The organism is Synechococcus sp. W55.1 (assembly GCF_047461655.1).
Lineage (GTDB): Bacteria > Cyanobacteriota > Cyanobacteriia > Thermostichales > Thermostichaceae > Thermostichus.
Window position 1 is genome coordinate 51336 of sequence record NZ_JANSHN010000019.1, and the last position, 10551, is coordinate 61886.

10 protein-coding genes are annotated in these 10551 nt (G+C 59.9%); 5 read left to right on the forward strand and 5 right to left on the reverse strand.

From position 1 onward, the window contains the following. Nucleotides 1-24: 24 nt before the first annotated feature. From NW816_RS10250 to NW816_RS10270, 5 genes are all read right to left on the reverse strand, one after another. Nucleotides 25-1389 (reverse strand): gluconeogenesis factor YvcK family protein, encoded by a 1365-nt coding sequence (locus NW816_RS10250; protein ID WP_011432626.1) that lies wholly within the window; start codon nt 1387-1389, stop codon nt 25-27. Beyond that, nucleotides 1382-2365 (reverse strand): RNase adapter RapZ, encoded by a 984-nt coding sequence (gene rapZ, locus NW816_RS10255; RefSeq protein WP_414409087.1) that lies wholly within the window; start codon nt 2363-2365, stop codon nt 1382-1384. The genes NW816_RS10250 and rapZ overlap by 8 nt, the downstream gene beginning before the upstream one ends. A 102-nt stretch (nt 2366-2467) precedes the next feature. After that, nucleotides 2468-3172 carry an endonuclease III gene (gene nth / locus NW816_RS10260; protein WP_414409088.1) on the reverse strand — a complete coding sequence of 235 codons (705 nt, stop codon included), beginning with the start codon at nt 3170-3172 and terminating at the stop codon, nt 2468-2470. Nucleotides 3173-3178: 6 nt separating this feature from the next. Beyond that, the gene (rseP, locus tag NW816_RS10265; RefSeq protein WP_414409089.1) at nt 3179-4276 is read right to left on the reverse strand and encodes an RIP metalloprotease RseP; all 1098 of its coding nucleotides are present in this window, start codon (nt 4274-4276) and stop codon (nt 3179-3181) included. Nucleotides 4277-4436: 160 nt separating this feature from the next. Next, the gene (locus NW816_RS10270) at nt 4437-4679 is read right to left on the reverse strand and encodes a NifU family protein (RefSeq protein WP_011432622.1); all 243 of its coding nucleotides are present in this window, start codon (nt 4677-4679) and stop codon (nt 4437-4439) included. Between the two features lie 217 nt (nt 4680-4896). Here NW816_RS10270 and NW816_RS10275 point away from each other — a divergent pair, with 217 nt between their 5' ends. The 5 genes from NW816_RS10275 to sppA all read left to right on the forward strand — a co-directional run bounded on the left by NW816_RS10275 (nt 4897) and on the right by sppA (nt 10441). After that, nucleotides 4897-6030 (forward strand): PIN/TRAM domain-containing protein, encoded by a 1134-nt coding sequence (locus tag NW816_RS10275; RefSeq protein WP_414409090.1) that lies wholly within the window; start codon nt 4897-4899, stop codon nt 6028-6030. A 44-nt stretch (nt 6031-6074) separates the two neighbouring features. Next, entirely contained in the window at nt 6075-7820 is a 1746-nt protein-coding gene (locus NW816_RS10280) for a sensor histidine kinase (RefSeq protein WP_414409091.1), read from the forward strand. A gap of 75 nt (nt 7821-7895) precedes the next feature. Beyond that, entirely contained in the window at nt 7896-8744 is an 849-nt protein-coding gene (rsmA, locus tag NW816_RS10285; RefSeq protein ID WP_414409092.1) for a 16S rRNA (adenine(1518)-N(6)/adenine(1519)-N(6))-dimethyltransferase RsmA, read from the forward strand. A 105-nt stretch (nt 8745-8849) separates the two neighbouring features. Then, nucleotides 8850-9554: a 3-oxoacyl-ACP reductase FabG gene (gene fabG, locus NW816_RS10290; RefSeq protein ID WP_414373529.1), complete on the forward strand. Its 705-nt coding sequence runs from the start codon at nt 8850-8852 to the stop codon at nt 9552-9554. Nucleotides 9555-9628: 74 nt separating this feature from the next. Next, nucleotides 9629-10441, forward strand: a complete 813-nt coding sequence (gene sppA / locus NW816_RS10295; RefSeq protein WP_414355892.1) for a signal peptide peptidase SppA — start codon at nt 9629-9631, stop codon at nt 10439-10441. Nucleotides 10442-10551: the final 110 nt, after the last annotated feature.

The following is a 10551-nucleotide window of genomic DNA, read 5'->3' on the forward strand; positions in this document are numbered from 1 at the left end:
CAGCAGAGGACATCCTGGGCCAACCTAGAGGGGGCGATGTCTGTCGAACCAGCGCATCAGCATTGCCGCCAGGCGTTCGGGGTTGTGGCGCACCAAGCCGGTCTCTGGATCTTCTTGCATGACGTTAGCCAAAACGGCGCGGCAGCCCAGGTAAGCCAGTTTGTCGGGATCCAACACCACAAACTCAGAACCGCTGCGGCGGTAATGCTCCAAAGCACGTGGGGAGGGTGGCTCCCGCTGCACCAGCACGCCGTCAAATAGGCGCACTCCTGCCACCCGATCCAGAGCCATGACGTGATCCCCAACGGTATAGCCGTCGGTTTCCCCCGGCTCGGTCATGATGTTGCAGACGTAGATGTGGGGGGCCATATTTTTGGCCAGAGCTTCCACAATTTCCGGTACCAACAGGTTAGGGATGATGCTGGTGTAGAGGCTACCCGGCCCAAGCACCACAAACTCTGCCGCCTCAATAGCCTCGATGACTTCCGGTAGGGCGGGAGGGTTGGGGGGGTCACAGCCGATTCGGCAAATGCGTCCTCCGGCTTTGGCAATGTTGGACTCTCCCACCACGCGGCGGCCATCGCTCAGCTCCGCCCAGAGGGTAACATCCGCCAGGGTGGCCGGCAGCACCCGCCCCTGAATGGCCAAGACTTGCGAGGTGGCAGTGATGGCCCGAATCAAGTCGCCGCCGGTTACCGCGGTGAGGGCAGTGATGAACAAATTGCCGAAGCTGTGGCCGCTTAGCCCTTCCCCCGACTGGAAGCGATATTGAAACAGCTCGGTGAGTAGCTTTTCCTCGTTGGCCAGAGCAGTGAGGCAGTTGCGGATATCGCCGGGGGGCAAAACGCCGATCTCCCGCCGCAGACGCCCTGAGGATCCCCCGTCATCGGCCACCGTGACAATGGCCGTGATGTTGGAGCTGTAGCGCTTCAGACCCCGCAGCAGATTGGAGAGGCCGGTACCGCCCCCCAGCACCACAATGCGGGGACCACGGCTGAGACGCCGCCGCGACAAGAGCTTATCCACCAGCGCCTCATCTCCCTCGGGGATCAGCACATCCTCGATGGAGCGCATGGCGCTGCGAAACCCCAGCACCACCATCACCAGCCCGATCCCGGTCACCAGGGGGCCACTGATGTTGTTCGGGATCCAAGTGGTGATCAGGCGCAGGGTGATGTCGATCAGCCGTTTTAAGCGAAAGATGGGGGTCAACTCCGTCCAGATGGCGATGCCCAGCACCATCAGCAGCACGCCCCCAACCGCCAGGCTCAGCCAGCGTTTAACGGCTAAACCGGGAAAGAGCCATTTCCAGCCACTTCCCGGCCAAGCAGCCTTGCGGCGGCGAATGCCCCAAGCGGCGGACTTGTTGCTGGGCACAGGCTTAGGCATGGGAAGGTGCAGGAACGCCGGCCAAAGGGATCCTAACCTGTTGCTGGGCAACGCCGGCTTCGCCGGGCGCCGGGCCAAAGCGGGCTTCCAGCTCCCGCTGAGAGTCGAGCAGATGGCGATGCTGAACCTGAACATTCAGGTCGGGAAGAACGTGGTTGCCGGCAGGGACAGTCCAAGGCTGCAAATCCTGGGCCAGGCGCTCCACCAGGGCCACCGAGCGGTGCTGACCGCCGGTACAGCCGATAGCCAAAGTCAGGTGGGGGCGACGCTCTGCGCGGTAGTGGGGCCAAAACGCTTTGATCAGGGACAAGATGTGCTGGTAGGTGGATTGTGTGATGGGATCCGCAAACAAGAACTCCTGCAGCAGGGGATCCTGCCCAGTGAGGCGACGCAGATGGGGCTGAAAGAAGGGGTTGGGCAAAAAACGCACATCGAACAGCAAGTTGGCATCGGGGGGAACGCCGTATTTGAAACCGAAGCTGACCAGCCTTAGGTTGAGGGGCTGGGGGATCCCTTGCACCAGAGCTTGCAATTGCTGCCGCAGTTGCTGGGCATTGAGGTCGGAGGTATCCAACCAGTGGGTGCAGCGTTCCCGCACCGGGGCCAGAGCCAGCCGCTCTTGCTCAATGGCCTCCAACAAACCGGCAGCTTCCCCGTAGGGATGGGGACGGCGGTGGGCGCTGAGACGGTTGAGCAACACTGGGGAGCGGGCCTCCAAGAATAGGAAAGGGATCCCTTGCGATTGCACCCAAGCAGCCAGGGTGGGAACTTGATCCCGGTACTCCTGGGCGTGGAGATTCAAGCTGATGGCCAAAGCAGCGTGATGGGTCCGCATCGCCTCAACCAAGGGGATCACCTGGGCAGGCGGGATCCCTTCTAGGCCGGTGTACCCCAGTTGTTCCAACTGCTGGATGGCCAAAGTTTTCCCGGATCCCGTCAGGCCGGCAATGACCAGAACGGGGGGCGCGACTGACATGGGTTTATCCTGCATGGAGCTTATTCTAGGGCGAGAGGCGGCCAAAACAAGCGCCGGAAGAATGGGGGGCTCAGCCACGCGGGGCGCCTAGAAACCATCATCTCAGGCCGGCGAGGCTTTTGTAGCTTTTTTATCCGTTTTCTCGGCCGGTGCCGCCGGTCTCAGGAGGGGAGCGCTGGGGCAGAGATCCACCAAAAAACATTGCTGGCACAGAGGCCTGCGGGCAGTGCAGATGGCCCGCCCGTGGTCGATCAGACGGATAGACCAGTTCTCCCAATCCGCCTGCGGCAACAACTGCATCAGATCCTTTTCGATGCGCACGGGATCCTCATGCTCGGTAAGGCCGAGGCGGCGGCTGAGGCGCTTGACATGGGTATCGACGGTAACCCCGGCATTGATGCCAAAAGCATGGGCCAGCACCACATTGGCCGTCTTACGGGCCACACCGGGTAGGGTGAGCAGCTCCGGCATGGTGCGGGGCACTTGGCCACCGAAATCGCTCAAGATCTTGCGGCAGGCTTCCTGAATGTGTTTGGCCTTGTTGCGATAGAAGCCGGTGGAATGGATGAGAGCCTCGATCTCCTCTCGCGGCGCTGTCGCCAGGGCCTGGGCATCCGGGAAGCGACGAAACAGCTCCGGCGTCACCTGATTCACCCGCTCATCCGTACACTGAGCGGAGAGGATGGTTGCCACCAAAAGTTGCAGCGGCGTCCGGTAGTGGAGGGCACAGGTGGAGTTGGGGTAGTGGCGCTTCAGCCGAAGCAGGATCTCCAAAGCTCGCTGGCGCAGGGCCCGTTTGCTGGCCATCTTCCCCTAGCCTGACCCGGTGACAATGGCGAGGGTGTCTTTGAAGATCAGCACCACCCCCAATCCCAGTAACAACACCAAGCCCGTCTGCATCACCCGCTCCTCCAGATGCTTGGGCAGCCGTTTGCCGCGGATCGCCTCCAGGATCAAAAAGGCAATGTGTCCCCCGTCCAAGGCGGGCAAGGGCAACAGGTTGAGAAAGGCCAGATTAATGCTGATCAAAGCGGTGAAATTAAACAGGCTGGCAGCGTCATCGCGGGCCAGGTCGGCCCCGATCTTGACAATCCCCACCGGGCCGGAGACCTGGGTGGCCGTACTTTGGAAATTCTGAACCAACTGCTGCAGGCCGTTCAGATTGAGCATCACCACCCGCTGGTAGGCATTTCCCGCCTCCGTGAGGATCTCGGCCACGCTCTGGGCGGGGCGCAAGGTCACCTCTTGATTGGGGGCCAAGGTCACCCCAATGGCCACCGTCTCTCCCCGCGCCGCCGGGATCACCGTCAACTGCAGGGGATCCCCTTCCCCGCGCTGCACCTCCAAAGGAATGAGCCGGTTCTCGCTGCTGCGGATCAGCACCTGAAAATCGTTCAGAGCTGCCAAGGCCGCCGTCTCGTCGGCAATCCCCCTGTAATCGCGATCGGCTGCCTGCAACACCACATCCCCTGCCTTCAGGCCGGCCCGCTCCGCCGGGCTATCGGGCATCACCTGAGGGATGAGAATGCCGGGATGGATGCGCGTTACCGAGGGGATCCCCACCGAGGCGAACATCAACACCAGCACCAGATAGGCGAAGATCAGGTTGGCCATCACCCCTGCACTCATCACCACCAGGCGATCCAGCACGGGGCGGTTTTTCAGCAGATCCGGGTCGTCGGGGGGGTAGGGAGAATGTTCATCCTCGTCAGGAAAGCCCACGTAGCCCCCCAGCGGCAGGGCGCGAATGGCATACTCTGTCTCCCTGCCCTGGTATCGCCACAGCACCGGCCCAAACCCCAGCGAGAAGCGGTTGACATGGATCCCTTGGAGTTTGGCTGCCGCAAAATGGCCTGCCTCATGCACCAGGATCAGCAGGGCGAGAATGGCGATGGAGAGGAGAACAGACATGCGCTAGCTCTGAAAAGGCACAGAAGTGGGGAGCAGAGAGCCACCAGAGGCTACCCAGAGACCATGGGACTGTTGATCAAGTTGATCAAGGCACCCAATCCAACACTTGAGAAGAATCCTAAAGAAATCTCACAAAAACCCAAAGCGGAAGAAGGGCCTCTCAGAATACCTGCTCCACTTCTAAAATGTCGGGGATGCTTTCCCGCAACTTGCGCTCAATGCCCATCTTCAAAGTCATGGTTGAGCTGGGGCAGGCTCCACAGGCCCCTTGCAGGCGCAGCTTGACCACCGGGCCATCGATTTCCACCAGTTCCACATTGCCCCCATCGGCCATCAAGTAAGGACGCAGCTCGTTCAGGACTTTCTCGACGTTTTCGGTATTGAGTTCCAGTGCCTGTGCCATGGTTGCTTTCAGCCTCGTTGAGATTTGGATTGTAGCGGTTTCTCCACAGACCCCTCAAGTCGGCAAGGGATCGCTATGATTTCAGCATAGTCTGAATCCTTCTGGGGGAGGGCTGGTTGGGTTGTCCGGATCCCTCCAACGCCAGACGACTAGAATAGGAAGCAGATTTGCCTATTCCCAGCAGCATCACCCACTCAGCAGGGCCGTCTTTTTCCTTATGCTAGACGCTTTACTGGTCATGATCTTCATGTTGGCGGGAGCTGGCCTCGGGTTTTATGGCCTGGATCTGCTCCCTCCTGCCGCCATTCAGGGGGCCAATGTGGAAGGAGCCCGTGTCGTCACCAGCGGCTTTGGCCTGCTGGCAGGGCTGGCTCTGGGATCCCTGGTGCGCTGGAGCTACCGTCGCTTCGAGGCCAATGTGCGCTCCCTGCCGCCGGACGTGTTGATCAGCCGCTCGGTGGGGTTGGTGATCGGCTTGGTGATCGCCAATCTGGCCATGGCTCCTGTGTACTTGCTGCCCTTGCCTCCCCAACTCAACAGGTTCCTCGAGCCACTGGCTTCGGTCTTTTTCAGCTTGGCCTTTGCCTATCTGGGGGTCAGCCTGGCCGATACCCACGGCCCCTCGCTGCTGCGGCTGTTTAACCCCAACTATGCTTTGCAGGCAGCCCTCTGGGCGGAGGGCAATGTGGTGGCTGCCACGGCCAAGGTTTTGGACACCAGCTCCATCATCGATGGCCGAGTGGCCCAGTTGATCGAGACGGGCTTCTTGGAAGGAACCCTGGTGGTTCCTCGCTTTGTGCTGACGGAATTGCAGACCATTGCCGACAAAGCCGATGCCCAAAAACGAGAGCGGGGCCGCAAAGGCTTGGATACCCTGCAGTCTTTGCGAGAGGCCTACCCCGATCGTTTCGTTATTCACGAAGCCAACTATCCAGATCTGACCACTGTCGATGAAAAGCTGGTGCGCCTCACCCAAACCGTGGGGGGAACGCTGCTTACCACCGATTACAACCTGAAGAAGGTGGCGGCTCTGCAGGGGGTCAAGGTGCTGAATGTGAATGAGTTGGCCGAGGCGCTGCGGCCCATCTATGTTGCCGGCGACAGCTTTGATATCAAGATCACCCGCGAAGGAAAAGAGCCAGGTCAAGGGGTGGGCTACTTGGAAGACGGCACCATGGTGGTGGTGGAAGAAGGGCAGCGCTCTGTGGGCAAAACCCGCTCTGTGGTTGTGACCAGCGCCATTCAAACCTCAGCAGGCCGCATGATCTTCGCCCGCCTCAACAAGGATCCTGCCCCACTAACCCGCCCGGCCTCTGATCCCGCCAGCCCGGCTTCCTCTGGAAAAACCTGAGTTTTGGCCTGTGTTCCCCTAACGCAATGGTGGTCTCCTCCCCCATGGGTGTGCTCCGACCCACTCCGATGTTCTACACGCAGGATCGCCAGAGGCGCTTCTGGAGTTTTTACTGGGAAGATGCCGAGAAGTACGGCATCCACCCTCAGCACATCGTGAGCGGACAGCAAGTTTGGGAGGTGACCAACGCCGGGGAGTATGAGGCTAAGCTCAACCAGGTGTTTGCAAGCGGGGATCCCCTCTCCTACGAATGCCAGGTGCTCTCGCCCCGCTACAAGTTGCATCTCCATCTTTCGCTCAACCCTGTACGGGACACGGAAGGGGAGGTGGTGGCGATTTCGGTGGTGGGCAAGTTGCTGGGGGCCACGCCTTTTGCGCTGGCCGGAGGAGCCAGCAGCCCCAACAGCCAGCCCCATCCTGTCCTGGCCGACCCGGTACAGGGGATCACGACGCAGTTGGTGCGCAACATCCGGCATTCCCTCGATATCCGGCAACTGTGCCAGCAGACCGTGGAGCAGTTGGGGCAACTGTTTGGGGTAGACCGCTGCCTAATGGCCCTCTACGAGGTGGGGCAGGACTCCCTCACGGTCAATGCCGAGTATCGCTGCCACCCTGGGGATCCCTCCCTCCTCAACCAGACCCTGCGGCTGGCAGATTACCCCCATTTGCTACAGGCCCTCAGACAGGAAGAGCCGGTGGAGGCAGGGCGACATCTGGCCATTGCCATGTCTTACCAGGGCTATGCCAACAGCTTGCTCTGGCTGGAAGTATTGGATCTGAACAGGGTTCCTGTTTGGCAGCCAAGCCATATTCAGGTGCTCCAGAGCATTGCCACCTACCTGGGCGCAGCCATTGCCCACGCCATTTTGCTGGATCAAAGTCGCCAACTGGCAACCCGCTTGCAGTTAGCCAACCAGACGCTGCGCCAGAAAAATAAGGAGCTGGAGCAGGCCCGTGCCCAAGCAGAATCGGCCAACCAGCTCAAAAGCCAATTCTTGGCTAACACCTCCCACGAGCTGCGCACCCCTCTCAACGGGATCATCGGCTTTATCAAGCTGGTGCTGGACGGGATGGCCGAAAACCGCGAAGAGGAGCTGGACTTCTTGCAGGAGGCCTATCGCTCAGCCCTGCACCTGTTGGCCCTGATCAACGATGTGCTGGATATTGCCAAGATCGAGGCGGGCAAAATGCAGTTGGAGTTCCAGCCCTGCGACCTGCGAGCCTTGTTTAAGGATGTGGAGGCCAAGACCAGCTTGCAGGCCAGCCAGAAGGGCTTACAACTGAGCTTTCACTTGCCCAACACTGCAGATCAGATTTTGCTCTTGGGAGATTATCAGCGTCTGTTGCAGGTGATGCTCAATTTGGTGGGGAATGCCATCAAGTTTACCCCCAAGGGCTCGGTAACCGTGCGAGCGGATATCCTGCCCGGCAACCCGGGTTTGGCCCGCATCCGCGTCATCGACACAGGGATCGGGGTATCGCTGGAAAAGCAGCAGAAGCTGTTTCAGGCTTTCACGCAGGTGGATGGTTCCACCACCCGCCAATATGGAGGAACCGGCTTGGGCCTGGCCATCAGCCAACGCCTGGTGGAGGCGATGGGAGGGGAGATCAATTTCTACAGCTTGGGCGAAGGGCTGGGATCCACCGTCACCTTTACGGTGCCCCTCTACCGCAAGCCGCTCCTGAGCGGGGATCCGAACCCAGAGGCGCTCCCTGCTCAACCCGCCCGAGATAGACCTGAGGATGCGGATCCCACCTTGATTTCTGTTCCCAACTCAGTCCAGCGATGACCCACCCGGCCATTTCTCCTTCAACCGCTCTGGGTACCTCTCGGTTGCGGCGCAGCACTGCGCGAACATTCCCCCATGCCCTATCCTCGTAAACGGTTTGGTCAGCATTGGCTCAAGGATCCCGCTGTTCACGAGGCGATTGTGCGGGCTGCCCAGTTGAATGATCTAGAGGGAGACGCGGATCCCACTTGGGTGCTGGAGATCGGCCCCGGCACCGGCCAACTGACGCGGCGATTGCTGGCCCAGGGTGTCCAGGTAGTGGCGGTGGAGATCGACCGGGATCTGTGCCGACTGCTGCAAAAACGGTTCGCCGGCCAACCCCGTTTTCACCTGCTGGAGGGAGATTTTCTCCGCCTGCCGCTGCCTCCTCAACCCCGCCTGCTGGTGGCCAATATCCCCTACAACCTGACCGGCCCCATTTTGGAAAAGGTGCTCGGATCCCCAGCCCAGCCAGTTCGGCAATTCGAGCGCATTGTCCTTCTGGTGCAAAAAGAGCTGGCAGAGCGCCTTCAGGCAAGCCCCGGCAGCAAAGCCTATGGTGCCCTCAGCCTGCGGACGCAGTATTTGGCCGATTGCGAGCTGATCTGCAGGGTGCCCCCCACCGCTTTCAAGCCAGCCCCCAAGGTGGAATCTGCCGTGAATCGCCTCACCCCCCGCCCCGCCCCCACCCCCGCCCGGGATCCCCGCTGGTTTCACCAACTCCTCCGGCAGGGGTTCTCCACCCGTCGCAAGAAGCTCGTCAATGCCCTGGGAAGCTTGGTGGAGCGAGAGGTGGTCGCAGCAGCTTTGGCTCAGCTCCGCCTCAACCCCGATGCCCGCGCCGAAGAGCTGGATCTGCCCCACTGGCTGGCCTTGAGCGATCTGTTGCTGGAGAAAGCGCCCAAAAGGGCTGTTGTTCCTCAAGAGGAGCAGGAACCAGGGTAGGGTAAGAGAGGGAAGCTCAGTTGGATGGATCTCAAAATCCTCTGAGTTTTTTTGCACTCCCCTCCCAATTTGTTTTGGATCCCCTTCGCCAATGCAGGTGCATCCATGCAAAGCAACCAAGGCAAGCAAATCCTCTTGACCGGCGGCACAGGCGGGCTGGGTTTGGGGGTGGTTCCCGTGGTGCTGGCCAGCGGCGCAGAGCTGACCTTGACCTATCGCCAAGAGAAAGATCTTGCCATTTTGCGGGAGCGCCTGCCGGCCAATGCTCTGGATCGGGTTCGCTTTGTGCAAGTGGATTTAACAGATGAGGCGGCGGTTGCCCGCGTCATTGCCGACCTACCCCGCGTGGATGGGCTGATCCACCTGGTGGGGGGCTTTGCCATGGGCCCCACCCACGAGTACAGCTTGGCGGACTGGTATCGCGACTTCGACCTCAACCTCACCACCACATTCCTGACCTGCAAGCACAGCCTGCGCAGAATGTGGCAACAGGGCTATGGGAGGATTGTAACGGTGGGATCCCGAGGAGCGGTGGAGCCGGGCCCGCAATTGGCCGCCTACTGCGCTTCCAAAGCGGGGGTGGTGGCCCTGACCCGCACCATTGCCGCCGAAACCCAAGGCACCGACATCACGGCCAACGTCATCCTGCCCAGCATCATCGACACGCCGGCCAACCGAGCTGCCATGGGATCCGAGCGAGCCAAGCTGTGGGTCAAGCCAGAGTCCATCGGGCAGGTGATCGCCTTTTTGGTCTCAGAAGCAGCGCGGGATCTGCGAGGGGCGGTGATCCCGGTGTATGGCAACGTCTAGGCAACTGGTTGACCAAGCCATGAGCCGCCATTCATGATACAGAATATGCACTTATCCCTATCCAGTTCTTTTCCATGCTGAAGCGATTATTCTTGGGTGGTTTGCGCCGGCAAATCGGTCGCATTGAGGTGGCAGGGGCCATTGATGGCAAAACTCGCGAGCGGGTTCTCAAGGCCCTGAAAGAGGTGGAAGAAAACCAGATCCCTGCTGTGGTGCTGCGCATCGACAGTCCAGGCGGGACGGTGGCCGACTCCCAAGAAATCTACAATGCCCTCTTGCGTTTGCGGGAGAAAAAGGGCACCCGTATTGTCGCCAGCTTTGGCAACATTGCCGCCTCTGGGGGGGTTTATATTGCCATGGGAGCCGAAAAAATTGTCGCCAACCCAGGAACGATCACCGGTAGCATTGGCGTGATCATTCGAGGCAATAATATCGAACGCCTCCTGGATAAGGTGGGGATTTCATTTAAGGTGATTAAGTCTGGCCCCTACAAAGATATTCTCTCGTTTGATCGCGAGCTAACCCCGGAAGAGCGAAACATCCTGCAAGAATTGATCGACATTACCTACGGCCAGTTTGTGCAGACGGTTGCCGCTGCCCGCAAGTTAAGTTTGAATGTGGTCAAAACTTTTGCCGATGGTCGCATTTTCAGCGGAGAGCAGGCCCTTCACTTGGGTGTGGTGGATCGCTTGGGCACAGAGGAAGATGCCCGCCTTTGGGCGGCAGAGCTGGCCGGTTTGCCGACGGATGCGAAGTTCTACGACCTGCTCCCCCGGCGCAGAGGTTGGTCTCGGTTTTTGCCGGCAGCAGAAGCCTTGGCCCGTCTGCAGTTTGAAGTGAGCACCTCGGGCTTGCCCCTGTGGCTTTACCAAAAAAACTGGGTCTAAAGCCCCGCCCTAGGGCCTACGGCCCGCTGACGCGACTAGGTTGTGTTGATCTTTCATTTGAGCCAAAAGAGAGCACTGACGAGATAGAGAAAACTCAAGAAGTTCCTGGC

Excerpts from the sequence above, each read along its gene's own strand:
- NW816_RS10250 (WP_011432626.1), bottom strand. The coding sequence starts at position 1,389 with ATGCCTAAGCCTGTGCCCAGCAACAAGTCCGCCGCTTGGGGCATTCGC.
- rapZ (WP_414409087.1), bottom strand. The coding sequence starts at position 2,365 with ATGTCAGTCGCGCCCCCCGTTCTGGTCATTGCCGGCCTGACGGGATCC.
- nth (WP_414409088.1), bottom strand. The coding sequence starts at position 3,172 with ATGGCCAGCAAACGGGCCCTGCGCCAGCGAGCTTTGGAGATCCTGCTT.
- rseP (WP_414409089.1), bottom strand. The coding sequence starts at position 4,276 with ATGTCTGTTCTCCTCTCCATCGCCATTCTCGCCCTGCTGATCCTGGTG.
- NW816_RS10270 (WP_011432622.1), bottom strand. The coding sequence starts at position 4,679 with ATGGCACAGGCACTGGAACTCAATACCGAAAACGTCGAGAAAGTCCTG.
- NW816_RS10275 (WP_414409090.1), top strand. The coding sequence starts at position 4,897 with ATGCTAGACGCTTTACTGGTCATGATCTTCATGTTGGCGGGAGCTGGC.
- NW816_RS10280 (WP_414409091.1), top strand. The coding sequence starts at position 6,075 with ATGGGTGTGCTCCGACCCACTCCGATGTTCTACACGCAGGATCGCCAG.
- rsmA (WP_414409092.1), top strand. The coding sequence starts at position 7,896 with ATGCCCTATCCTCGTAAACGGTTTGGTCAGCATTGGCTCAAGGATCCC.
- fabG (WP_414373529.1), top strand. The coding sequence starts at position 8,850 with ATGCAAAGCAACCAAGGCAAGCAAATCCTCTTGACCGGCGGCACAGGC.
- sppA (WP_414355892.1), top strand. The coding sequence starts at position 9,629 with ATGCTGAAGCGATTATTCTTGGGTGGTTTGCGCCGGCAAATCGGTCGC.